This window comes from Mycolicibacterium alvei, from assembly GCF_010727325.1.
GTDB classification, from domain to species: domain Bacteria; phylum Actinomycetota; class Actinomycetes; order Mycobacteriales; family Mycobacteriaceae; genus Mycobacterium; species Mycobacterium alvei.
Window position 1 is genome coordinate 3834359 of the sequence record NZ_AP022565.1, and the last position, 24628, is coordinate 3858986.

General features: G+C 66.9%; 21 protein-coding genes and 1 pseudogene. 11 read left to right on the forward strand and 11 right to left on the reverse strand.

Annotation, left to right across the window (positions count from 1 at the left end):
- The first annotated feature begins 9 nt into the window (after positions 1–9).
- The 4 genes from G6N44_RS18240 (at position 10) to G6N44_RS18255 (ending at position 2718) form a co-directional block, all read left to right on the forward strand.
- Positions 10–426: a hypothetical protein gene (locus G6N44_RS18240; RefSeq protein ID WP_163666292.1), complete on the forward strand. Its 417-nt coding sequence runs from the start codon at positions 10–12 to the stop codon at positions 424–426.
- On the forward strand, positions 427–1674 hold the full coding sequence (locus tag G6N44_RS18245; protein WP_163666294.1) for a cytochrome P450: 1248 nt from the start codon (positions 427–429) through the stop codon (positions 1672–1674). It begins immediately after the preceding gene.
- A gap of 39 nt (positions 1675–1713) precedes the next feature.
- Positions 1714–2211: a hypothetical protein gene (locus tag G6N44_RS18250; RefSeq protein WP_163666296.1), complete on the forward strand. Its 498-nt coding sequence runs from the start codon at positions 1714–1716 to the stop codon at positions 2209–2211.
- A gap of 66 nt (positions 2212–2277) precedes the next feature.
- A complete protein-coding gene (locus G6N44_RS18255; protein WP_163666298.1) occupies positions 2278–2718 on the forward strand; it encodes a hypothetical protein in 441 nt (146 codons plus the stop codon).
- On the opposite strand, the gene G6N44_RS18260 is transcribed toward G6N44_RS18255, so the two are convergent.
- Positions 2697–3317 carry a TetR/AcrR family transcriptional regulator gene (locus G6N44_RS18260; RefSeq protein ID WP_163666299.1) on the reverse strand — a complete coding sequence of 207 codons (621 nt, stop codon included), beginning with the start codon at positions 3315–3317 and terminating at the stop codon, positions 2697–2699. The two genes, G6N44_RS18255 and G6N44_RS18260, sit on opposite strands and share 22 nt — an antisense overlap.
- A 276-nt stretch (positions 3318–3593) precedes the next feature.
- Between G6N44_RS18260 and G6N44_RS18265 the strand changes: the two genes are divergently transcribed.
- A complete protein-coding gene (locus G6N44_RS18265; RefSeq protein WP_163666301.1) occupies positions 3594–4499 on the forward strand; it encodes an alpha/beta hydrolase in 906 nt (301 codons plus the stop codon).
- On the opposite strand, the gene G6N44_RS18270 is transcribed toward G6N44_RS18265, so the two are convergent.
- Together G6N44_RS18270 and G6N44_RS18275 are read right to left on the reverse strand one after the other, a co-directional pair.
- Positions 4496–4948: a 6,7-dimethyl-8-ribityllumazine synthase gene (locus G6N44_RS18270; protein ID WP_163666303.1), complete on the reverse strand. Its 453-nt coding sequence runs from the start codon at positions 4946–4948 to the stop codon at positions 4496–4498. The two genes, G6N44_RS18265 and G6N44_RS18270, sit on opposite strands and share 4 nt — an antisense overlap.
- A 9-nt stretch (positions 4949–4957) precedes the next feature.
- On the reverse strand, positions 4958–5719 hold the full coding sequence (locus G6N44_RS18275; protein ID WP_163666305.1) for an alpha/beta hydrolase family protein: 762 nt from the start codon (positions 5717–5719) through the stop codon (positions 4958–4960).
- Between the two features lie 171 nt (positions 5720–5890).
- On the opposite strand from G6N44_RS18275, the gene G6N44_RS18280 reads away from it, so the two are divergent.
- From G6N44_RS18280 to G6N44_RS18290, 3 genes and pseudogenes are all read left to right on the forward strand, one after another.
- Positions 5891–6784, forward strand: coding sequence for a mycobacterial-type methylenetetrahydrofolate reductase (locus G6N44_RS18280; protein ID WP_163666306.1), 894 nt, complete (start codon positions 5891–5893; stop codon positions 6782–6784).
- 40 nt (positions 6785–6824) lie between these two features.
- Complete coding sequence (locus G6N44_RS18285) at positions 6825–7016, forward strand: hypothetical protein (RefSeq protein ID WP_179964404.1); 192 nt, start codon at positions 6825–6827, stop codon at positions 7014–7016.
- A gap of 57 nt (positions 7017–7073) precedes the next feature.
- Positions 7074–8579, forward strand: a pseudogene (locus G6N44_RS18290) (DUF222 domain-containing protein); the annotation flags it as partial.
- 272 nt (positions 8580–8851) lie between these two features.
- On the opposite strand, the gene G6N44_RS18295 reads toward G6N44_RS18290, so the two are convergent.
- On the reverse strand, positions 8852–9670 hold the full coding sequence (locus G6N44_RS18295; RefSeq protein WP_163666309.1) for an SDR family NAD(P)-dependent oxidoreductase: 819 nt from the start codon (positions 9668–9670) through the stop codon (positions 8852–8854).
- Positions 9663–10058, reverse strand: a complete 396-nt coding sequence (locus tag G6N44_RS18300) for a nuclear transport factor 2 family protein (RefSeq protein WP_163666311.1) — start codon at positions 10056–10058, stop codon at positions 9663–9665. Before G6N44_RS18300 ends, G6N44_RS18295 begins: the two co-directional genes overlap by 8 nt.
- Positions 10059–10248: 190 nt before the next feature.
- Here G6N44_RS18300 and G6N44_RS18305 point away from each other — a divergent pair, with 190 nt between their 5' ends.
- Together G6N44_RS18305 and hrpA are read left to right on the forward strand one after the other, a co-directional pair.
- Positions 10249–11070 carry an IclR family transcriptional regulator gene (locus G6N44_RS18305; RefSeq protein WP_163670115.1) on the forward strand — a complete coding sequence of 274 codons (822 nt, stop codon included), beginning with the start codon at positions 10249–10251 and terminating at the stop codon, positions 11068–11070.
- A gap of 191 nt (positions 11071–11261) precedes the next feature.
- The gene (gene hrpA / locus G6N44_RS18310; RefSeq protein ID WP_163666313.1) at positions 11262–15179 is read left to right on the forward strand and encodes an ATP-dependent RNA helicase HrpA; all 3918 of its coding nucleotides are present in this window, start codon (positions 11262–11264) and stop codon (positions 15177–15179) included.
- A 3-nt stretch (positions 15180–15182) separates the two neighbouring features.
- On the opposite strand, the gene G6N44_RS18315 is transcribed toward hrpA, so the two are convergent.
- From G6N44_RS18315 to G6N44_RS18335, 5 genes are all read right to left on the reverse strand, one after another.
- On the reverse strand, positions 15183–17681 hold the full coding sequence (locus G6N44_RS18315; protein ID WP_163666315.1) for a cadherin-like domain-containing protein: 2499 nt from the start codon (positions 17679–17681) through the stop codon (positions 15183–15185).
- Positions 17682–17985: 304 nt separating this feature from the next.
- Complete coding sequence (locus tag G6N44_RS18320) at positions 17986–18894, reverse strand: fumarylacetoacetate hydrolase family protein (RefSeq protein ID WP_163670117.1); 909 nt, start codon at positions 18892–18894, stop codon at positions 17986–17988.
- Positions 18891–19739, reverse strand: a complete 849-nt coding sequence (locus G6N44_RS18325; RefSeq protein ID WP_163666317.1) for an alpha/beta fold hydrolase — start codon at positions 19737–19739, stop codon at positions 18891–18893. The genes G6N44_RS18320 and G6N44_RS18325 overlap by 4 nt, the downstream gene beginning before the upstream one ends.
- A 48-nt stretch (positions 19740–19787) precedes the next feature.
- Entirely contained in the window at positions 19788–20984 is a 1197-nt protein-coding gene (locus G6N44_RS18330; protein ID WP_235682803.1) for an acyl-CoA dehydrogenase family protein, read from the reverse strand.
- A complete protein-coding gene (locus G6N44_RS18335; protein ID WP_163666319.1) occupies positions 20977–22176 on the reverse strand; it encodes an acyl-CoA dehydrogenase family protein in 1200 nt (399 codons plus the stop codon). The genes G6N44_RS18330 and G6N44_RS18335 overlap by 8 nt, the downstream gene beginning before the upstream one ends.
- 59 nt (positions 22177–22235) lie before the next feature.
- On the opposite strand from G6N44_RS18335, the gene G6N44_RS18340 reads away from it, so the two are divergent.
- Positions 22236–23372, forward strand: a complete 1137-nt coding sequence (locus G6N44_RS18340; RefSeq protein WP_163666321.1) for an FAD-dependent oxidoreductase — start codon at positions 22236–22238, stop codon at positions 23370–23372.
- Between the two features lie 62 nt (positions 23373–23434).
- Here G6N44_RS18340 and G6N44_RS18345 read toward each other — a convergent pair whose 3' ends face one another.
- Positions 23435–24625 (reverse strand): esterase family protein, encoded by a 1191-nt coding sequence (locus G6N44_RS18345; protein ID WP_163670121.1) that lies wholly within the window; start codon positions 24623–24625, stop codon positions 23435–23437.
- Positions 24626–24628: the final 3 nt, after the last annotated feature.

Genomic DNA, 24628 nt, shown 5'->3' on the forward strand with positions numbered 1-24628 from the left:
GAGCACACTGTGTCGAGCACTGTCGAAGACGAGAAAGAACCGGTCGAGGATCTGCCACCGGGCACCACGCCGTACTACGCGAACATGCACAAATGGATCAAGCGGGCCGTGCTGGTCTGCCTGGTCGCACTCGTCGTGGAGGGCGCGTTCACGTTGCCGTTCATGGCCGTCTACTACGGGTATCCGACGCTGAGCATGACCGAGATCTGCAGCGAGCTGCTGAAGGTCCGCTATTCCGACGACACCCTTGAGTGCAAGCACCCGTATCCGATGCTCGGACCGCCCGAGGGCGCCGAGGGCAAGGACACCGCCCGCGACGAGTGGGGTATCCAGCCGACGCCGAAATATGACCGGCTGGGCTTTCGTGAGCTGGTTCGTCGGCATGAGGAGCGGCTGGCCCGCCAGGCACAGGAGCCGGGCAGGTAGATGCCCAAATCTCCTGAAGAGCACGCACGTAACTGGGATCTGCGTCACGAGGACTTCAACGATCACGACCTGCTCTACGAGGTGTATTCGGTGATGCGCCAACGGGCGCCGGTAGCACACACCGAGGCGCCCTTCTTTCACACGGACGGTGCGTGGGTCGCGCTGGGTTATGACGAGTGCTATCGGATTGCGCAGGACTGGGAGCACTTCTCCAGCAATCCGACACCGGAGGGAGCCCGCCAGGCCGGCGGTGACCTGGTGATCACCCTTGACCCGCCGCGGCAGCAGAAGTTCCGAAAAGTGCTCAACCCGTACTTCTCCCCAGCGCGGATGAAGGCGCTGACGCAGGAGATCCGGGCCGAAACCGACCTGCTGATCGACGCGTTCATCGAGCAGGGTCAGGGGGATCTCGGCCAGGTCGCCTGGCAGCAGCCCGGCATCGTGTTCTTCAAGTATCTGCTCGGCATGCCCGTCGGCGATGTTCCGTTGTGCCTCGAGTTGGTCGATACCGCACTCAATGGCGCGGTCGAGCAGGACCGGATGCTGGCCTGGGGAAGGCTGTATCAGCATCTGCACGATGCGGTGTCGGCCCGCACCGCCGACCCCCCGCGCGATGACATGATCGACGTGTTGCTTCGTGCCGAGATCGACGGAGAACCGCTGCCGTTCAACGACATTGTCGCCAATGCGATCCTGCTGGTTCAGGCTGGCCTCGAGACCACCGCCAGTGCAATGTCTTTCGCCTTCCATTACCTGGCTACCCACCCTGGGGAACGGGACCGGCTGATCTCCGAACCCGAGATCGTGCCGAGGGCGGTGGAGGAGTTCATCCGGTTCGCCGGGTCGATCCACAGCCTGCCCCGCACGGTGGCTGAGGCCGTGGAATTGAGCGGACAGCGGCTGTGCCCGGGAGATGCCGTGGTGCTCAACTACGCCGCGGCCAACCGGGACGCGGCGCAGTTCCCCGATCCGGACCGCTGCGTGCTGGACCGCTCGGCCAACCGGCATCTCGGCTTCGGGGCCGGAGTCCACCGGTGCCTGGGTTCCAACCTCGCCCGCCTGGAGTTCGCCATCGGGCTCGAGCAGGTGCTGGCCCGGATGCCCGATGTCGGTTTGGATCCCGCGGGCACCGCGGTGTTCCACGGTAACTCCGTGACGCGGGGCTACCGTCGGATTCCGGTGGTGTTCTCCCCGGGGGAACCGGTTGTATTGCGGGGACCTAACGATTCGGTGCTGTCTCGGGGTTGACACCCCGGCGGGCAGCAAAGTCGTGGTTCAGTGGAACCGATGTCTGGAGTCCGGTCCCCGCGTCGCTGTCTCACCGCTGTGGTGACGGCGGGTATTACGTTGCTCGCGGTGGGTGTTGCGTCGGCCTCGGCCGCGCCGGCCGCCGATGCGCGCGGTTACGTCGACTCCACGGCGCGATGCGCGAGTGCGGACGCGACCGTGTTGTTCGGCAGCACCGACGCCTCCAGGGTGGCGATCTGTTCGGCGTCGGGCGGCAAGTACGAGTACCGCGGTGTCCGCCTGCGCGACGGCGCCACACTGATGGCGCCCGCGACGCGCAGCGACGACGGTGCGTTCCGGGTGGAGAACGCCGGGATCGAATACCTGGTGACGGCGAAGTCGCTGGTGCTCAGTGCTGGGGAGAAGGTGATCCGCGAGGAGGCGATGGTCGACTTCCATCGCCCCGGCGCGGCTCCGGCAACCGCGTCGCCGACCCCCACGACGCCGTTGCCGCCGCCGCTGGCTGCCGAAGTCGGAGGCGGCGCCGCCCGTCGCTGACGCGCTGAGCAGCGCGGTTGCCCGAGAAGTTGAGGGCCGTTGATGAAAATGATAATCATTAACGGTATGCGTGTGTATTCGTCGCCCCTGCAGTCGGCTGGTCTGGACCGGTTGCTGGACGAACTCCGGCCCGGAACTACCCGCCTGACTGTTCCGCTCGTCGCCGACATCGTCCAGGTCGGCATCGGCGGCGACTTCGAAACCACCACGGTCGCCGTATCGGCCACCAACACGGCGGTGCGGGTCCGACGGGTCGACGGCAGGCGCCTGCAGGTGCACATCGTCGAAAACTGGACTGATGCGAGTTCGCCAGGCGTGGCGACGCCGGTGTTCGACGAACCGGTGGAGGAGTTGGTGCTCGAACGGTGTGATGGGCACTGGGTCTTCGGTTCGCGGATGCGCGCCCGGCCTACAGAACTCGACCGGTTTGTCGGCACGCTAACCCGGTTCGCGCTGGCCAAGCAGCTTTGTGCCGGTGGCCTTGATCAGGCGGCGGGTGCGGCGTAGGCCTGCAGGTACTGCGTCAGCGCCTGTTGGCCCTCGGTGAGGATCGCACGGTCCTTCACGGGGCCGGCGTGAAAGGCCATCTCCAGCAGGCGGTCACCCATCTCGACGGCGACCAGCGTTACCAGTGGATCGGTGCCCTCGCGCAGCAGACCCCAGTGCAGAAGGCCGATATGCAGCGCGTTGGCGAACTCGGCTCGGCGCACGCGCGGGTCGCTGATCAGACCGCTGGCCAGGCTGGTGTAGTGCAGGTTGACCAGGTGCGGATGGTTGCGCAGGTGTTCGTAATGGAAATCGAAGATGCCGCGGGCGACCTCGGCCAGGCTGGTCGGTGCCAGCGCGGCCAGGACCGCTGCGCCTTCGGCGTCGCGCCGGTCGAGATGGTCGGTGACGATCTCCTGCAGGATGGCGTCGCGATTGGGGAAGAACTGGTACACCGTTGCGACCGGGACATCGGCGCGTTGAGCGATGGCCCGGGTGGTGACGGCGTCGACGCCTTCGGTCTCGAGCAGCTCGAGCGCCGCGGCCCGGATGCGCTCGACTCGTCGTCTGCTGCGCTCCTGTACTGGTTGGCGGCGCCGTAGGGGCTTGTGGGGGACCACCTCTGAATGGTCCCACACTTGCTTACGTGAGCCATGTTCACCTTTTTCGACCTTCGGTCGATAGCCAGGGGTTTTCCGGGCGCCTGACCACAGCCTGGTGGTCGGATTCACATAAGGGGGGTGAACATAGCCCGTGCCAGGCACCCTCGATTCGTCGACAACGACGGAGCAAGCCGTTGCGGCGCGATGGGGATTTACCCATACCGGGTGTTTCGCGACCGCCTATCGGTACCTTCGGTGAGAATCCGTCCCGACACCTCTCAGTTGAAGGAAACCGTGTCCATATTTTCCACGCCGATGCTGGCTGATGTCATTGCCCGGATCTTCGCCGTAGGGGTGAGACCGGGGCCCATGCGTGGCGTTCGGTTCCCCGAAATAACCTGCCGCACAACGCTTATCGAGATCCCGACCCGGTACGGTGACGTTGCGGCCACGCTGTATCACCCGGCGGCCGGTGGGGAGAAGCCCGCGGTGTATGTGAACGTGCACGGCGGCGGTTTCGTCGTCGGGCACCGCGAGCAGGACGACCCCTGGTGCCGTTTCCTCGCCGAACACGCGAATGTCGTTGTGGTCAACGTCGATTACCTGCTGGCCCCCCAGCACCGGTTCCCTGTCCCGGTCGAACAGGTCTATGACGTGCTGAGCTGGGCCTCGGCGCCAGACCGCGACTGGGATGGCAGCAGGTTGTGTGTCGGCGGGCAGAGCGCGGGCGGCAGTTTGTCCGCGGCGGCCGCGCGGCTGGCCTTGGAAAGCGGTGGGCCGCGGATCGCACTACAGGTCCTGCACTACCCAGGGCTGGACATGGTCACCGCCCCCAAGGACAAGCGCACCCCGGTCGGCGCCAAGGCCGTGTTGAAGCCGTGGATGGGCGAGGTGTTCAACTCCGCCTACATTCCTGATCGTGCCCGGCGCACCCACCGCCTGGCGTCGCCGGTATGGGGCGCAAACGCAGACGGAATCGACGGGATCGCCCCGGCGCTGATCGTCACCGCCGAGTACGACAGGCTGCGCGATGAGGCCTGCCAATACGCCGAGAAACTTGACGCGGTCGGGTCCCTGGTCGAGCACTACGACGTGCCCGGCGTCGACCATGGCTACAACGTCATGAGCAACGACGTCGACGCCACCCGGAAGGCCTACGAGCACATCGCCGGGCACGTCCGGCGCGCCACCGGCGATTAATCCAGCGTGGCGTGCAAGGCCAGGGTGGCCGCGACGGCGTTTGCCGCCTCGGCGCCCTTCTTGACGAAGTGCCTCGTGAAGTAGTCGATGTGCTCGTCGTGCTCGTGGAAATGGTGCGGGGTGAGCACGACGGAGAACACCGGCACGTCGGTGTCGAGTTGCACGCGCATCAGCCCGTCGATCACCGCGGTGGCCACGAAGTCGTGGCGGTAGATCCCGCCGTCGACGACGAGACCCGCCGCGACGATCGCCCGGTAGCGCCCGGTCAGTGCCAGACGCTTTGCGGTGAGCGGAATCTCGAACGCACCGGGCACTTCGAAGAATTCCAGTGCATCGCCGGCGATCCCGTGGGTGCCGATCTGTTCGGTGAATCCCTCGCGCGCCTTGTCGACGATGCTGCGATGCCAGGTGGCTTGCACGAATGCGATCTGAGTGGCTGCGTCCGACATGTAGCGACGCTATCGCACGTCGAGGTAGGCATCGGCCCAGGCGCCGATGATTCGGCCGGCGCGTTTGGCCTGCCCGGGCCCGGTCAGCAGGTGTTCGGAACCTTCCAGCGAGACGAAACTGCGCGGGTGGCGGGCGGCCCAGAAGATGTCGCTGGCGTTCTTGATGCCGACGGTGTTGTCGGTCGGCGAGTGCAGGATGAGCAGCGGCAGTTTGAGGCCTTTGATCTTGTCGAGGAGCTCGGTGGCCCGCACGTCCTCGACGAATGCCTTCTTGAGCGTCAGCGTCTTCCCGCCGACCATCCATTGGCCACTGCCCTCGGCGTAAACCTGCTCGATCACCGCGTCGTACTGGCGCTCGACGTGGGTGGGATCGAACGGTGCACCCACGGTCACCACGGCCCGCACGCCGGGGGATCGGCGGGCCGCGGCGATCACCGCGGCGCCGCCCCATGAATGTCCGATAAGGAGGTCGGCCGGGGTAGCGCGCTCGGCCATGAACGTGCAGGCCGCGATCACGTCGTTGACCTTGGAGGTGAACGAGCCGTCGCCCCAGTCGCCCGCGGAATCACCCAGGCCCAACGCATCGAAGCGCAACATCCCGATGCCGTCGGCGGCCAGCTGCTTGCAGATGCGCGAGGCGGCCGGAGAGTCCTTGCCGAGGGTGAAACCGTGCGAAAACACGCCCCAGCCGCGCACCGGGCCCTCGGGCCGATCGATCACTCCGGCAAGTGTCGGGCCCGTCGAACTGGGGAATGCGACGCGTTCAGCCATGCACGGTGGTTTACCACGGGGCGAGCAGCGCCGCGATGATTCCGCGCGGCGTTCAGCGGAGGTACCTGCTTGGTTGCCAAGCTGGCTCCGTAGGGTGGGTGGACCGGCCGGTCATTGTCAATGCCGCCCATGACGCCGTGTCTGAACGTAATGAGAGTGTGGAGCAATCAGGTGCCCCTGAACACCATCGCGCTGGAACTTGTCCCGCCCACCCTTGAACGCGGTGTGCAGTACCCGGTCGACGAGGCGCGAAAAGTACTCGCCTTGGCATCTGAGACCGGTATCGAAGGCCGGATCCGCCACGTGATGATCCCCGGGATGATCGATGAGGACGACGACCGTCCGATCGAGATGAAACCGCGGATGGATGTCCTGGACTACTGGAACATCCTCCGGCCCGAGCTGTCCGGCATGCACGGGCTGTGCACACAGGTCACCTCGTTCCTGGACTCCGAGGCGCTGGGCAAGCGGCTGACCGATCTGAGTGCGGCGGGTTTCGAGGGCATTGCGTTCGTCGGCGTACCCCGAACGATGAAGGACGGCGAGGGCGAGGGCGTGGCCCCCACCGATGCCCTGTCGGCCTATGAGGAGCTGGTGCCCAACCGTGGCGCCATCCTGATCCCCACCCGTGAGGGCGAGCAGGGCAGGTTCAACTTCAAGTGCGACCAGGGCGCCACGTACGGCATGACCCAACTCCTGTACTCCGACGCCATCGTCGAGTTCCTGACCGAGCTCGCCAAGACCACCGATCACCGCCCTGAGATCCTGCTGTCCTTCGGGTTCGTGCCGAAGATGGAGACCAAGGTGGGTCTGATCAACTGGCTCATCCAGGACCCGGGCAACGAGGCCGTCGCCGCTGAGCAGGCGTTCGTCTCCGACCTGGCTCAGCGGGAACCCGCCGACAAGCGCCGGCTGATGCTCGATCTGTACAAGCGGGTGATCGACGGGGTGGCCGAGCTCGGTTTCCCGTTGAGCATCCACTTCGAGGCGGCCTACGGGGTCTCGAAGCCCGCGTTCGAGACCTTCGCCGAGATGCTGGAGTACTGGGCGCCCGACCGCATCTAGTCCGCGTCTATCCGCCCCGAACGCGTGCTACAAGGTCGACGTGTACCTCGCATTCGAGCAGGTCCTCGTCGTCAGCACCGGCGACAAGGCTGGCGACCCGATCATCGTCACCGACCTGCAAGGCGCGGTACTCGCCGAGCACACCCGACCCGCACCCGGCATCCGCTACGTCGGCAACGGCCGACCCCCAGGAACCAGACCGAGAAAAACACGAGTGTCACCGAAGTCCTGATACACCAACTGTCACCGATGTCCTGAGACACCACACGCCGGACTTGTCGGTGGTCGAATGTATGTTCGAGTCATGCAGGTGGGTGCGGTCCAGGCGGTAGCGGGGTTGCGGGCGGCGTTCGACGCGGTCACCGCCTGCGATTACCGGTCACTGACCCGGGCCGAGCTGATCGGGGTGCTCGACGAGTACGAAGCGTTGACCTGTCAGCTGCCGTCGGTGATGCATCGACTGTTGGCCCAGCTACAAGCCGACACCACCCCCCAGGAGATGGGCGCCAAATCCTGGAACGCGGTACTACGCATCCGCTGGCGCCTGTCCACCACCGAGGCCGGCCGCCGTCTGGCTGAAGCCGCCCAACTGGGGCCTCGGCGCACCCTGACCGGTGACCCGCTGCCCCCGATCCTGCCGGTGGCCGCCGCCGCCCAAGGCGCCGGTCTGATCAACGCCGATCATGTGAAGGTGCTGCGCGAGGTCATCGACCGGCTCCCCGGATTCATCGACACCACGACCCGCGAACAGTTCGAAGCTGATCTGGTGCGTGTCGCGGTCGGGGTGGGCCCCAAAGAACTCAAAGATACCGCCGAACTACGCCTGTTCCTGCTCGATCAGGACGGCCCCGAACCCGATGACACCGAACGCGCCCGCAGACGCGGCGTGAGCATGGCCAAACAGGGCCGCGACAGGATGACCGCGTTGACCGCGCACCTGGACCCCGAAACCGCCGCAGTGTGGGAAGTGTTGTTCGCCAAGTTCGCCGCACCGGGCATGTGCAACCCCGACGACGAGACACCCTGCACCAGCGGCACCCCCAGCCAAGCCCAGATCGACAACGATCACCGCAGCCAGGCCCAACGCCAGCACGACGCCCTGCTCGTCATCGGCCGGATCGCGTTGATGACTCCGGATCTGGGTCAGCTCAACGGCCTGCCGGTCTCACTGATCATCCGCACCACCCTGCAAGACCTCGAATCCCGCGCCGGGATCGGGGTCAGCGGCGGGGGCACCAAAATCCCCATCCGCGACGTGATCCGGATGGCCGCACACGCCAACCATCACCTCGCGGTGTTCGACCAGGCCACCGGATCAGCGCTCAACCATTTCCGGGCCCGGCGTATCGCCAGCCCCGCCCAACGCATCATGTTGATCGCCCGCGACGGGGGCTGCACCAAACCGGGCTGCACCGTCGGCGCCTACGGCTGCCAAGCCCACCACGCGGTCACTGACTGGGCTGCGGGGGGCAACACCAACGTCGATGAGATGGCGTTGGCGTGTGGCCCCGACAACCGCCTGGTGAACACCGACGGCGGCTACACCACCACCATCAACAACCACGGCGAAGTCCAATGGCATCCCCCACCACAGCTGGAGCACGGCCAACACCGCATCAACTACCACCACCGCCCCGAACTGCTGCTCACCCCACCCGAGGACCACCCCCCAGCACCCGCATCAGAACCAGAACTCACCCGCGAACCGGAACCCGAGCCGGACGTGACGCAGGACCCCGACCGGACACCAGAGCCCGACCTGACGCAGGACCCCGACCAGACACCAGAGCCGGACCTGACGCAGGACCCCGAGTGGTACCTGAAGCAAAACCCCCAATGGGACCCCGGATGGCACCCCGAGTGGGCTCCGGAGTGGCACACCGACTTCGACCAACCCACCCCACCCCACATCGAACACCTCTGGAACACACAAGCATTCAACCCAGACCCGTTCACCACAGACCCAACCCACCCCGTACTCCCACCCGGATGGATCCAGCTCAACACCCCCCACCCACCGCAATCCATCCCCGACTGCGCCGTCGGAGGCAAAGGCGTGCGCGGGCCCTAGTTGTCACCCATCGCGGCGGTGACCGCCTGGGCGATGAACCGCACGGCATCGTTGCGGCTCACCGAGGCCATCAGCTGTGCCGCAGCCTGAATCTCCGGTCCCGCCAGGCAGGTTGGCCCGTCGGTGAGGTTGGCGAACGCCGCCGCCACCACGTCGTCGACGGCCGCCGCGCCAGGCGGAGTGTCCTCGAGAGAGGGAATCTGGCCCCGCTCACATTCCAGCTTGCGTAGGGCCGGAGTGTCGGTCTTGCCGAGGATCAGCCCGAGCACGTCGACGCCTCTGTCGTGCAACTCAGTCCACAGTGCCTCGGCGAACACCATGTCAAAGGCCTTGCTCGCGCCGTAGGCCACCATGTTCGGCCCGCCGGCGAACCCGGCTCCCGACCCGAAGATGACGATGCCGCCTCGACCTCGCTCCACCATGGGCCGCGCGTAGTGATGGCACAGCTGCATCGGCACCATGCAGTTGCGCTGCACCAGCGATTCGGCGTCCGACAGGGGGCTGGACAGGAACGGTGCGAAGCCCGGATCGGCGCCCGCGCAGTAGACCAGGAAGCCGACGTCGAGATCCGCAGTGGCTTCGATCACCGTCCCGGCAGCTCCTGGCGCGGCAAGATCGATTGCCAGCGTGCGGGTTTGGACTCCGGTGCGCGTCGAGATATCAGCAGCCACCTCGGAGAGAACCGCCTGGCGCCGGGACAGCAGCACTACGTTGAGGCCACGGCGTGCCAACTCGTCGGCCATTGCCGAGCCGACCCCGTCGGAGGCCCCGACCACGAGCGCCCACGGCCCGTACTTGTCTGCGAACTCAGACATTGGCGATCCGCACCGCGGTGAAGCGTCGTCGCGCGATGCGCCAACCAGCGGCGGTGCGCACCAGTTCGTCGTCGTAGTAGCCGACGGCGTTGACACCGGAGCTGTTGTCCTGTGCCATGATCAGCCCGTCGATATAAGTCCGCGCGGTTGCGGTGTCGCCATCGACGGCGATCGCGTGGTTGCTCAACCGGTGCATGGTGTGCCCGGCCATCGCGTGGGATTGATCCATGAACTCGGTGACGGCGTCCACCCCGTTCCACGTACCGATCTCGCCGTAGTCCAGTACGCAGTCGTCGGTGAACACGGTGCGGAACAACGGCCAGTCCCGCCGGTCGATCCCTGTGGCGTAGCGGACCAGTACGTCGGTGATGTCTTCACGGTCGCTCATTGTGAACTCCATTCGGATGAACGAGGATTCGTACCGGTCCTGCCGTGAGTCTTCCGTGAGACGACTGCGCGCATCGCACCTACAACTTCTCGGATAATCGAGATAGTCTCTCGAATTGACAAGATGACTGTAGGAACCGTCCAGAATGGAGTCAAGGGTGCGCGGTGCGGGCTCGGCGCCGACCGGCCGGGTGCTCGACGTCATCGAGTTGCTGGCGAGTTCCGGGGATGCACGGTTGCGGTTCTCCGACGTGGTCAGCGCACTGGACCTGACTCAGGCCACCGCGCACGCGATCCTCAAGACCCTATGCGACCGGGGCTGGCTGATCCGCGATCCCCTTGACAAGACGTTTGTGCTCGGACCCGGGCTGGCCGTGGTGGCTGCCCGCGCCGAGGCAGTGCGACCGCTGGCACATGCGGCCCGTGTTGCCGCACAAGAACTTTCAGAGCAGCTCGGGCATGCCGCCTCTGTGGTCGAGCGGGCCGCGGAGGAGCTCGTGATCACCGCCTTCGAAGGCGCCGGCCGGCAGCCAGCCTCAGCGCCGGGGGATCGTATCCGGTACGCCCCGCCGTTTGGCGTCGCCTTCGCCGCCTGGGATTCGCCCGTTGAGCAGCGCGCCTGGATCGAGCGTGCACCCGCGGCCATCGCGGGGCGTCTGGAGCAGGTGTTGGCCCAGACCAGAGCCCGGGGCTTCGACGTCGACTGGACGACGCCGGACCTGACCCGGGCCGCGCAGGTGGTCGGCTCGCTGCCCAGCGATGGGCTGCCCGATCACGTCCGGGGCATCACCGATCAGTTGCTCGCCGAATTCACCACCATCGGCCTGGCCCCGGCCGGCGGCAATGAGGGCAAACCGCAGCCGGTGGCCACCATTGCCGCACCCGTCTTCGATGCCGACGGCCGGGTCGCGCTCATCCTGTCGGTGCACCCGCTGCGATCCATGACCGCCCGCCAGGTGGACACCGCGGGACAGCGGGTCAGGCGTGCCGCCGATCGGCTGAGCCGACCGTGAAGCTGAACTCCGCGACTCCTCCGACGCCACCGGAGACAACATCATGGGGCTGCATCGGACCGACCCCGGCCGGGGTTCCGCTGTAGATCAGGTCGCCCGGTGCGAGGTCGACGGCTACGGAACCGGAGGTTGCCAGTTCAGTGCTGGATGTGACCTGCACCACATTGAGTCGAGCCCCTATCCTTGACCGAGTGTCCGAACCGTCAGTCGCTGAGCTTCGCTCTCGCCTCGACGGTTTGACGATCCGCGACGCCGACCGGCTGCGCCGTCGCCTGCGCAATCTCCGTGGCGGGGACACGGCCAAGATCGCCCAACAGATCGCGACCGCCGAAGCCCTCGTGCTCAACCGCCAGGCCGCCGTCCCGACCATCAGCTACCCCGACCTGCCGGTCAGCCAGCACCGCGATGAGCTGGCCAAGGCCATCACCGAGAACCAGGTGGTGGTGGTCGCCGGCGCCACGGGCTCGGGCAAGACCACGCAGTTGCCCAAGATCTGCCTGGAGTTGGGACGCGGCATCCGCGGCACCATCGGCCACACCCAGCCGCGGCGGCTCGCGGCCCGCACGGTCGCGCAACGCATCGCCGACGAACTCGGCACCCCGCTCGGCGATGCCGTCGGCTACACCGTGCGTTTCACCGACCAGGCCAGCGATTCCACCCTTATCAAGCTGATGACCGACGGCATCCTGCTCGCCGAGATTCAACGGGACCGCCGGCTACTGCGCTACGACACACTGATCCTCGACGAGGCGCACGAGCGCAGTCTCAACATCGACTTCCTGCTCGGCTATCTGCGCGAGCTGTTGCCGCACCGGCCCGACCTCAAGGTCATCGTCACCTCGGCCACCATCGAGCCGGAGCGCTTCGCGGCGCACTTCTCGCAAGCCCCTATCGTGGAGGTGTCGGGTCGTACATATCCCGTCGAGATCCGGTACCGGCCACTGGAAGTCCCCGTTGGCGGCGATGACGACACCGACGATCCCGACGACCCTGACCACGAGATCGTGCGCACTCCGGCTGTTGGTCTTCGCGCAAGCGGCTCATCCGAGCTACGCGACCCGACTGAGGCCATCGTCGACGCGGTCCGTGAACTGGAGGCCGAACCGCCGGGTGACGTACTGGTGTTCCTGTCTGGTGAACGCGAGATCCGCGACACTGCAGAGGCATTGAAGGACCTGCGCAACACCGAAGTGCTCCCGCTGTACGCGCGACTGCCCACCGCCGACCAGCAGAAGGTATTCCAGCCCAGCCGCACCGGGCGGCGAATCGTGTTGGCCACCAACGTGGCGGAGACCTCGCTCACCGTGCCCGGTATCCGCTACGTCGTCGACCCCGGCACTGCCCGAATCTCCCGTTACAGCCGCCGTACCAAGGTGCAGCGTCTGCCGATCGAGCCGATCTCGCAGGCCTCGGCCGCCCAGCGGGCCGGACGTTCCGGGCGTACCGCGCCCGGCGTCTGCATCCGGCTGTACTCGGAGGCTGATTTCGAATCCCGCCCCCGCTACACCGATCCGGAGATCCTGCGGACCAACCTGGCCGCCGTCATCCTGCAGATGGCCGCCCTGCAGCTCGGCGATATCGCGGAGTTCCCCTTCTTGGACCCACCGGATTCCCGCAGCATCCGCGACGGTGTGCAGTTGCTGCAGGAACTCGGCGCGTTCGATGCGGCCGGCGCGTTGACCGACGTCGGGCGACGCCTGGCCCGGTTGCCGCTCGACCCGCGCGTCGGGCGGATGATCCTGCAGGCCGACACCGAGGGCTGTGTGCGCGAGGTGCTGGTGCTGGCCGCGGCGCTGTCGATCCCGGATCCGCGTGAGCGCCCGAGCGACAAGGAAGACGCGGCCCGGCAGAAGCACGCCCGGTTCGCAGACGAGCATTCCGATTTCATCTCCTACCTCAACCTCTGGAACTATCTCCGCGAGCAACGAAACCAACGCTCCGGCAATGCCTTCCGACGGATGTGCCGCGAGGAGTTCCTGCACTACCTGCGGATCCGGGAATGGCAGGACCTGACCGGCCAACTGCGCAGCATCGCGCGTGACATCGGGATCCGCGAGGGTGATGAGCCTGCCGAGCCGGCCGCCATCCATGCCGCGCTGACCGCGGGCCTGCTGTCCCACGTCGGGCTGCGCGAGGGAGAGTCACGCGAATATCAAGGTGCCCGCAACTCCAAGTTCGTACTCGCGCCGGGCTCGGTGCTGACGCGCAAGCCCCCGCGCTGGATCGTGGTGGCCGACCTGGTCGAGACCAGCCGGTTGTTCGGCCGCATCGCCGCCAAGGTCGAACCCGAGGCGATCGAGCGGGTGGCCGGACATCTGGTGCAACGCAACTACAGCGAGCCGCACTGGGAGGCCAAACGCGGCGCGGTGGTGGCGTTCGAACGAGTCACGCTCTACGGGCTGCCGCTGGTTCCGCGCCGGAAGATCGGTTACACCGAAATCGATCCGGAGTTGTGCCGCGATTTGTTCATCCGGCACGCGCTCGTGGAAGGGGACTGGCAGACCCGACACCACTTCTTCCGCGACAACGCGCGCCTGCGGGCCGAACTCGAAGAGATCGAGGAGCGGGCCCGTCGGCGTGATCTGCTCGTCGGTGACGACGACATCTACACCCTGTATGACGCGCGCATCCCGGCCGACATCGTCTCCGCCCGTCACTTCGACGCCTGGTGGAAAAAGCAGCGGCACAAGACACCTGACCTGCTCACCTTCACCCGGGACGATCTGCTGCGGTCCGAGGATGGTGCGGATAATCCCGACACCTGGCAGGCCGGCGATCTTGCGTTGCCATTGACATACCGCTTCGAACCCGGCGCCGCCGACGATGGCGTCACCGTGCACGTGCCGGTGGGTGTGCTCGCCCGGCTCGGCGGTGACGGCTTCGCCTGGCAGGTACCCGCCCTGCGGGAGGAACTCGTCACCGCACTGATCAAGTCGCTGCCCAAGGATCTGCGCCGCAATTTCGTCCCGGCCCCCGATACCGCGCGGGCCATCCTGGCCGACATCGATCCGTCCGCGGACTCACTGCTGGACGAAATACAGCGCGAACTACGCAGGCGCAGTGGCATTCTGGTGCCGATCGACGCGTTCGACCTCGGCAAGATCCCGGATCATCTGCGGATGACCTTCGCCGTGGAATCGGCCGACGGCAAAGAGGTGGCCCGGGGCAAGGACATCGACGCGCTGCGCGATCAGCTGGCTGTGCCCGTCGCCCAGGCCGTGGCCGAGGCGTTGGGTGGCGCCCTGGAACGCACCGGCTTGCGGGGCTGGCCCGAGGACCTCGACGAGCTGCCGCGGACGGTGGAGAACGTGAGCGGCGGGCACACCGTCCGCGGATACCCGGCCTTCGTGGATACCGGGAAGGCCGTCGACATCACGGTCTTCGCCAACCCGGCCGAACAAGCCGCGGCCATGCGCCCGGGTCTGCGCCGGCTGCTGCGGCTGACCGCGGCGTCACCGGTCAAGGCGATCGAACGGGGCTTGAGTACCCGGACGCGCCTGGCGCTCAACGCCAATCCCGACGGTTCGCTGGCGGCTCTGCTCGAGGATTGCGCCGACGCCGCCGCCGATGTGCTGGTTCCCAAACCGGTGTGGACGAAGGCCGAATTCACCGGTGTCCTGGCCCGGGCCGGCAAGGATCTCGGCCCCACCACCCACGCTGCCGTCAGCCGCGTCGAGAAGGTGCTGGCCGCCGCCCACGAAGTGCAGGTCGCGTTGCCCGACACGCCGCCACCCGGCCAGGCCGACGCGGTCGCGGACATCCGATCGCAACTGGATCGATTGCTGCCCGAGGGCTTTGTCACTGCGACCGGCGTCACCCGGCTGAACGACCTGACCCGGTATGTCACCGCGATTGCCCGCCGATTGGAGCGGTTGCCGCAGGCGCTCGGTGCCGACCGCGACCGGATGGGCCGGGTGCATGCCGTGGAGGACGCCTACGACGACCTGGTGACCGCCCTGTCGGCAGCGCGGGCCGAGGACCCGAAGGTGCGTGAAATCGCCTGGCAGATCGAGGAGTTGCGGGTGAGCCTGTGGGCACAGCAGCTCGGCACGCCCCGGCCGGTCAGTGAGCAGCGCATCTACAAGGCGATCGACGCCGTCACGCGGTAGCCGTCAGTCCTGTGGCACCGCGTGGCCGATGGTCATCACCGTGCCCGCACCTGGATTGGTCACCACCGCGCCGCCACCGGGCAGCGCGGCCACCCCGCCCGTTGATCCGGTGTGGATCGTCGCGAGAACCTCCTGGCTGTACACGTCGACGACCGTCACGGTCCCGGCGGCGGCGTTGGTGATGTAGGCGATGTCGTTGTTCAACACCACCCCGGTCGCCCCGGAGCCCACGGCGAACCGGTCCATCTCCTCCATGCCGTAGAAGTTCGTATCGATCAGCACCAGCTGGTCCTCGCCGTTCGTGTTGACGAGGGCGACCAGGCGTCCGTCCTGGTAGGACACCGCGGTCACGGTGGATTCCTCGCCGAAGTCGATACGCCCCATCTCCTCGAATGCCACGGTGCCGCCGGCGCTGGAGTTGGCGCCCATCATCCGGGCTTCGCCCAGATCCATGCTCACTGCCAGGCGTGACACCGCATGTGTTGACGTGGCCACCACGGTGTCTTCCCCGCTGTCCACCACGAATTTGATCTTGTCGACCTCGTGGCCCGGCACCTGGCCTGTGACGACCAGCTTCTCCGAACCGTTGTAGGCGTGCAGGGTGTCGCCGGAGGCCACGACCAGCGTGCCACTGGTCGTCGTCGTGAGGCCGGTGACCGGCCGGTCGAGCCGGATCCCGGTGTTGACCACCGTCTGGGTGCTGGGATCGAGGGTGAAGACAACATTCTCCGTGGAGGTGACGTAGACCGTCTCGGTGGGCTTGTCGACCCAGATGGTGCCCGGATTGAAGTCGATCGGAATCGTGGTGACGGTCGTGTCCGGGTTGACCACTGTCAGCGTCGGCAGAGCCCCGATCAGGATGATGCTGCCGTCGGGGGTGACTTCCACGACCATCGGTCCGCCGGGGACCGCGATGACGTCGACGACCGCCACCTGAGCGGGGTCGATGGGCGCGGTCACGGTCACCGAGGTGCTTTCCCTGCCGTCATTGGCGGTGATGGTGAACTGTGTGGTCTGAGGCAGGCCGGACTCGGTCGCATCCAGCCGGGCCTGTCCGGTCGGGGTGAAGGTCCAGTCACCGGTGGCACTGTCCACTTCGACGGTTCCGTGGTCCGGATCGGGCTGAGTGACGGTGTAGGTGAGGGTGTTGCCGTCGGGGTCGGTGATGTTGACGGTGCCGCGCACCGCACCGGTGTTGTGGTCGATGGTGGCGTGATCGACGGTGTACGGCGGTGTCCCGGAGACCGGCGCTTCGTTGGCCGGCGGGACGACGAGATTCACCGTGGCCATCGCGACGTGTCCGCCGCCAGGGGTGAACAAGCCCTGCAGTCCGTGCAGGTGCAGACCCTGGTCTCGGATCGCGACCGTGAAGCTGACGGCACCGCCGGTCTCGGCGAGTTCGGCATCGGGGGTGTAGGTGAACGCTCCCGTGGTGGGGTCGACCGTGACGGTGCCGCGCTCGGGTGCGTCGATGACGCCGTAGGTGAGTGGATCGCCGTCGGCGTCGGCACCGACCACGGAGCCGGTGATGACGCCGGACGAATGTGGTTGGCCCACCACGACGGTCGATGTCGGCGTGGTGTTCAAGAAGGTGCGACGCAGCGCCACCCAGGCCAATTCCACCAGCTTGGTCGGGGCGATCGGTGCATGGGGCGAGAACGCACTCGGCCTGAAACCCACCCAGGACAGCAGGCCAACGACGACGCGGGCCGGGGCGGCAACGATCGTGGCGATCGGCGCCGGGGCGGGGGCACTCGTCGGCGCGGCGGGCGGTTCCGGCGTTGTCACCTGCACGGTCACCTGCTCGGCGGGGGTGTCCACCGTCGCGGAAAATATCTGCGCGGCAGCGAGTTTTTCCGCACGCGCCGTTGTCTCGGCCGACACGGTGATCAGCCGGCGGGGGGCCGCGGCGGAGGTGAGGGACGGCAGTTTGTTCACCTTGGTGGGCGTCAGCGCGAGGGGTTTCGGGGTGGAGACGGAGTCCGAATCACTGGAATCCGCGACCACATCCGTGACGGGTATGCGCGCCGGAGCGGGTTCCGGGGCAGGGATCGCGTCGGGGTCGGTTGGCTCGGAAGGGTCCGTGGATGTGGCAGTGTCGGCGCCCGTCGCGGTGGTGACCTGCGACGACGGCCGAATCGAGGTGCCGGTGGCGCGTGGCTTGGCCAGGTTCTTCAGCCGCTCCAGCCGCTCCAGTCGCTCGGACCGTTCCGACCGGTCGGCCGAGGTGGACGTGTTGGCACCCCCGGAAGCGGATACCGAGGACAACGGCCCTCGCGCCTTCTTGGTCGCCGGCCCGGCTTTCCGTTTCGTCTCCGCGGCGGCCGACGTCGGAGTGTCTGCGGGGCTCGCCGGTCCGGTCGACGACTCCGAGGACGAGGTGTCATCGTCCGAATCGGGGGCGGCATTGGCCACACCCTGACCGCTCGTCACGGCAAGGCCCAGGCCGACCGCAAGGGTCAGTCCGCCTAGTCGAGACTGTGCGTTGTTGGGAAATTCCATGAGTGACATCTCCAAATCTGTCGCGGCATTGTGCATATCTGGAAGGGCCAGGTCGCGTGTGCAGAATCTACGACATAAATTCAAGATGCATACCGTTTATCGCAAATATTCACGTTTCCGTCAGACTAAGCATATCCCGAGGACAAATCATTATTTCGCCGAAGTAACGAGTTTCACAGCAATGTATCAATAATTTCGACTTGCGTAATTTAAAGCGAGGATGGCGGCGATTGATACCGCGTGTAACCGTGTATTAATCCGCGACGGACCCGGATATTTATCCGGTGAATAGCAGCGCTCCGGACTAACGGATGGCGTGCTCGATGCGGCCGATCCCGTCGAGCTTCAACGTGAGTGTGTCTCCTGGGCGCAGCCAGTGCCCGGTCTCCATGCCACTGCCGCCTGGCAGCGTTCCGGTGCCGAAAAGCTCACCCGGATAGAGGGGTTCGCTCCGTGAGGCGTGTGCCAGCACCTCGCCCAGGCTGTACTGCATCCCGGCGCTGCTGACCGTGCTGACGACTGCCCCGTTGAGTACGACAGAACCGGTGAGGACCTCGATCCGGGGCAGGACCTCGTCGGCGGTGACCGCGGTGTCCGACATCGAACTGGCGAAATGCTTGGACTTTTGCGGTCCGAAGCCGCTGAGCATCTCCGGGCGCTGCACATCGCGGGCGCTGAAGTCGTTGAGTACGACGAACGCGCCGATCGCCGCGGCCGCCGCCTCCGGTGTCGCATTGAACAGCGGTGCGGCCAAGACGAATCCGATCTCCAGCTCGAAGTCCAACGCCTGCGAATAGTCCGGCACGGGAACCGGGGTGCCGGTCGGGACGAAGGTCTGCGCGTTGGACATGTAATAGATCGGCTGCCGGTAGAACAGCGGCTTGGGCTTGAACTGCGGCACCGGTCTGCCGGTCACCCGTTCGTACAGCGACGTCACCCGGTACAGGCCGGGATGAAAGCGCCGGATCAGCCCGCGGGCCGCGTCGATGTTGTGTTGTTCGTACAGCATGAAGTCGCGGAAGGACAGCGGCTGGAACGGCAACAGATGGTCGCTGTGTGCCAACTGGCGGTCGGCCGCGGCCACCAGCCAGGCATCGTCGAACACGCGCCCGCCCAACGGGGTGAGGTCCGGGTGGGTTGTCCAATTACCCTCGGTATCAAGGGATTGCACGTCCACGCCACCCGTGGCGGTGCGGACCCGGCGCAGCTTCACTGCCCGCACCCGAGCTGCCTGCGCAGAAATGTGGTGACGTACCCGGCCACTACATCGGGTTGTTCGAGCCAGGGCCAATGGCCGGTCCCCGGAATCGGCTGGACCTCGCAGTTCCTGAAGATCCGGCGATACTCGTCGGTCTGTGCGAACGACACGTAGCGGTCGTCGGCACCCCATACCACCAGAACGTCGCCGTCGAACTCGGTGAGTCGATCTACGTACGGGGCAAGGGCATTCGGTCCGGTGGACCGGTACAACTTCAGCACCGCCTCAGGTGTTCCGCGGGCAAGCATGTGCTCGGCAATCGAATCCAGCGCCTCGGGCGGTAGCCCAGGATCGCGCATCGTCAACATCAGCCGGATCATGGTGCGATTACCCATCCGCCACATCGCCTCGGCCAGCACGGGTGTGCGCCACAGCTTGGCGGCGAAGTGGTTGATCACCACCGGGGCGTTGATCAGCGTGATGCTGGCGACCGAGTCGAGATGGTCGACGGCCCACGCGAGTGCCCACGGTCCGCCGAAGTCGTGGGCGACCAGATGCGCGCGCTCGACGCCGAGTTGGTCCAGGATCGCGTCGAGGTGGGCCGCGTAGGCGGCCACCGTGTACGGCCACTGGGCCGGCTTGTCGGCCGCGCCGAAACCCGGCATCTCCGGGGCGATCACCCGCGCGAAACCGGTGACCGGTGTCAGCAGCTGATCCCACTTGGCCCCGGCGTTGTTGCCGTGTACGAACACCACTGCTTCTGGTGTTTGTCGCCGGTCCGGTCCTGTCGGGCCGGCAACAAACACCGGCGACCGCACCCCCTCGACAGCCAGCGTGCGGTGTTCGGCAGCGCTGTCCATCAGCGGGATTTTACGGTCGCGTAAGGCTCGCCGCGCCCTTTCAACCGATCATTGCTTACCGGTGGCCACCCACGGAACCCGATCGGCCGGTGCGTCGAGCACCAGGTCCGCCACGCGGGACCGATGGGCTTCCGCGCTGCCCAACAGGGCTGCGTCGGTGGTGGCCCGTTTGAAGTACAGGTGGGCCTGGTGCTCCCAGGTGAAGCCGATCCCGCCGTGCACCTGGATCGTGTCAGCCGCGATCCTGGCGAACGCCGCCGACGCCGTGGCCTGCGCGATGCTGGCCGCCAGCGCCGGGTCGTCGGTGCCGTCGGTCAGTGCCCACGCGGCGTGATAGGTCGCCGAGCGGGCGTGCTCGAGATCGACCAGGCAATCGGCCAGCCGGTGCTTGACGGCCTGGAAGGAACCGATCTGCCTGCCGAACTGCAACCTCGATTTCGCGTATTCCACCGACAGATCCAGCAGATGCTGTGCGGCGCCGACTTGTTCAGCGGCCAGCAGCGCTGAGGCCACCTGGAAGGTATGGGTGAGGACGCGATCGGCCTGGTCGGGCCCGGCCACCAGGTGGGCGGGCGCTGCGGTCAAGACGATGGTGGCCTGCGGGCGGGTGAGGTCGAGCGTGGTCAACGGGTTGCGCTGCACCCCGGGGCCCGTCGCCTCGAGCGCGTACAGAGCTACGCCGTCAGGTCTCGTGGCGGCCACCAGCAGGACGTCGGCGGCGTCGGCGTCGACGACCCGTTCGACCGTGCCGGTGAGTGTCCCGTCCTCGGCGGCAGTGACATTCACCGCGGCGGGATCGAACGCACCCGCGTGATCCTGGACCGCGAACGCTGCGGTGCGGGTGCCTTCGGTGAGTGCGCCGAGGAGTTCGTCGCGCACCGGGCCAGCCGAGGCGGCGACGAGCGCCGGGATCGACAGGAAAACTGTGCCGAATACCGGCCCGCAGGCCAAGGCCGCACCCAACTCCTCGACCGCGATGGCCTGATCGACCAGCGTGCCGCCGGCACCGCCGTCGGCCTCGGGAACTGCCAAGCCGAGTACACTCAGTTCGGCGCCCAGCCGCGCCCACACCAACGGATCGAACCGCGGCTCGGACTCCATCAGGGTCCGTGCTGCCTGCTCGCCGAAGTTTTCGGCACAGAACTTGCGGACGGCTGTCCGCAGTTGAGCCTGCTCGTCGGTGAACGTGAACTCACCCTGGTCCTCAGCCACACTATTGGGCTGATCCGCAAACTTCTCAGCCACGCGGGATCTCCTTCCACGGCATGCCGGCATCGGCGCGAAGATCGCCGGGCAGCCCGAGGATCCGTTCGCCGAGAATGTTGCGCATCACCTCTGAGGTGCCGCCTTCGATGGTGTTGGCCTTGCTGCGCAGGAAGCGCTGTTGGATGGGTCCGCGCCAGTCGTCGGCGTTCTCGTCGTCGCGGTCGCCCTTTCCGTACCCGTGGTACAGGATCCCTTCGGGTCCAAGCAGATCCATGCACCACTGGTAGATGTGCTGATTCAGTTCGGCACCGACGAGCTTGCCGATCGAGCCTTCAGGTCCGGGTCCGCCGACGGTTGCGGCGGCTCGGGAGCGTTCCGACGTCAGCCGCTGGGCCTCCGAGCGCAGCCACAGTTGGGAAAGGCGGTCACGGAGAACCGGAGTACGCAGATCCGGGCGGGAGGCCCATAGCGCCACGGCATCCGAGATGGTCCCGGCGCCGCGACGGTTGCCGCTACCGCCGAGCGCACTGCGCTCGTTCATCAGCGTGGTCATCGCGACGTTCCAGCCGTTGCCCACTTCCCCGAGCCGATGAGCATCCGGGATACGGGCGTCGGTGATGTACACCTCGTTGAACTCGGCCTGGCCCGTCATCTGCCGCAGCGGCCTGGTCTCGACACCCGGCCCGTGCATGTCCAGCACGAAGTACGTCAGGCCTTTGTGTTTGGCCACATCGGGATTCGAGCGGGCCAGCAGCAGACCCCACCGGGCCCGGTGCGCCAGGCTGGTCCACACCTTCTGGCCGTTCAGCACCCACTCGTCGCCGTCGAGGACAGCGGAGGTGGCCAGGCCGGCCAGATCCGATCCGGCGCCCGGCTCGGAGAACAGCTGGCACCAGATGTGTTCGGCGCTCGCGAGCGGCCGCAGCCAGGACTTCTTGAGCTCGTCGGACTGAGCGTGCTCGCGCACCGTCGGGGCGGCCATGCCGTAGCCCATCGGATTGAGGCCCAGCGGTATGGGGCCGCCGGCGCCCTGCAGGATGCGGTCGGCCACGGCCTGCAGACCGCGCGACACCCCGAGACCGCCGAGGCCCTCGGGGAAGTGCACCCAGGACAGGCCCGCGTCGTAACAGGCGGCCAGGTACTCGGGGATCGGGACTTTCTTGGGGTCGTGGTCGGCCACGACCCGGCGGGCGAGGTCGGCGACCCGGTCCGCATCAGCGACGCTGCTCATCCAGCCACGATAGGGAAAGGGATTCAGCGGCCCGCGCGCGGGCGGTAGCGTCGACGGGCGTGGACCGAAAGCGCGTGGTGATCGCCGGGCTCGGCGACACCGGCGTGCTCACCGCGATCCGGTTGGCGCGTCGGTTCGACGTCGTCGGCATCTCGGTGAACCCCGGTCTGGTCAGCGGCCAGGAGCTCGGCACCCGGCTGGCCCGGCCGGAGGACTGGGCCCGCAACTACCGGATCGGCTTCGATCGTTTCCGCGCACTCGACCGCGTCCGCACCGTGCACGGCGTGCTCACCGGGGCCGACCTGTCGGCCCGCACGGTCAGTGTGCGTGATGTCGGCGGAACTGAACGGGTGGAACCCTATGACGCACTGGTCATCTCCACCGGTGTCACCAACGGCTTCTGGCGACGAGCCGTTCTGCAGTCGGCAGGCGATGTCGACGCCGGGCTGCGGACCGCACACGATCGGTTGGGTTCAGCACGGTCCGTTGCCGTGATCGGAGGTGGTGCTGCGGCGGTCAGTAGCGCCGTCAACATCGCCCTCCGGTGGCCGGATATTCGAGTCGAGTTGTTCTACCCGGGCGAACATCCTCTGCCGCAGCATCATTGGCGGACCCGCAAGCGGGTCGAAGACAGGTTGGCCGCCGCGGGCGTGACGCTGCACCCCGGACACCGAGCAGTGGTGCCCGAGGGCTTCGACTGCGCGGCCATCACCTCCGAACCCGTTCACTTCAGCGGCGGCCAGGCTCCGGCGCATGCCGATGCCGTGCTGTGGGCCATCGGCCGGGTGCGGCCGAACACGGCCTGGCTACCCGCAGACGTCCTCGACGAGCGTGGGTTCGTGCGGGTGACACCGGAGCTGCGGGTGCCAGGCGTCGACGGTGTCTTCGCGGTCGGTGATGTCGCTGCCACCGACCCGCTGCGCTCCTCGGCCCGCAACCGGGCCGACGGCCTGCTGGCCCGAAACGTGGCGGCCTATTTCACCGGCGGCCGCATGCGCAGTTACCGGCCGCCGGCCAGCCGTTGGGGTTCGGTACTGGGCGTGCAGCCTGACGGGCTGGAGGTCTTCGCGCCCAACGGGTTTGCCTTCCGATTCCCGTCATGGTCCATCGAACGGGTGCTGCAGCCGTGGATAGTCCGCTGCGGTATCTACCGTGGCGTGCGGTCCGGGGATCAGTACCCGGTCACCAACGGCTGATCGACGCGAATGTGGCCGAGGCGAGGCGTGTGCGGGCCATGCCTCCATGACATGCGCGGTCGTTACCGGGGCAGCGCCACGGGCACTGTCTGCAGGCCGGGGACTACCGGAGCGACCTGTGCGGGGGCGACGCCTGGTACCCCCGCTACCCGCGGCACTCCGGCAACACCGGGCACCTGGCCGGGCATGGCCGGTGCTGCCGGTGCTGCGGCTACACCAGGCACCTGCCCGGGTGCCTGCGCGACCTGGCCGGGCACGGCCGGCACCGGAGCGGCCGGCACCGGAGCGGCCGGCACCGGAGCGGCCGGAGCAGGCGGTGCGGCTGCGGCTGCCGCGTTCTGGCTGAGCACCCGCAGCATGTCGGGCTTCATCGCCTGCAGCTGTGCGCCCCAGTAGTTCCAGGTGTGGGTGCCATTCGACGGGAAGTCGAACTTTGCGTTGCGCCCGCCTGCGGCCACGTACTTCTGCTGGAACTCCTTGTTGGTGTTGATCGTGATGTTCTCCAGGAACTGAGCGCTGTACAGCGTGCCGAAATTACCGCCCGGGCTGTCGAGTTCGGAAGGGACACCGTTGCCGCAGTACACCCAGATCGCGGTGTTGTTGGCCACCAGCCGGTTGATGTTGACCATCGGGTCGTTGCGACGCCAGGCCGGATCGTTCGTGGTGCCCCACATGTCCGTCGTGTTATAGCCGCCGGCATCCTTCATCGCGAAGCCGATCATGGTGGGCCACAGGCCTTGTGACGGATTGAGAAAGCCTGACAGGGCGCCCGCGAAGATGAACTGGGCAGGATGCCAGATGGCCAGAGTCAGGGCTGCCCCACCGGACATCGACAGCCCGACAACGGCATTGCCGGTCGGTGCCACATCGCGTTTGGCGGCCAGGTAGGTCGGAAGTTCCTGGGTGAGGAAGGTTTCCCACTTGTAGGTGGTGGTGCCGGCGCTGCCGGCCGCGGGGCGGTACCAGTCGGTGTAGAAACTGGAGTGCCCACCTACCGGCATGACCACCGAGATCCCCGACTTGTAGAACCACTCGAACGCCGCGGTGTTGATGTCCCAACCGTTGTCGTCGTCCTGTGCGCGCAACCCGTCGAGCAGATACAACGCGTGCGGGCCGCCGCCCTGGAATTGAACCGTGATGTCGCGGCCCATTGCGGCCGACGGCACCTGGAGGCGTTCCACCGGCAGGCCTTCGCGCGAATATGCTGCGGCGGTCGGTGTCGGCCCGGCCACGACCAGACCAGGCAGCAGCATCCC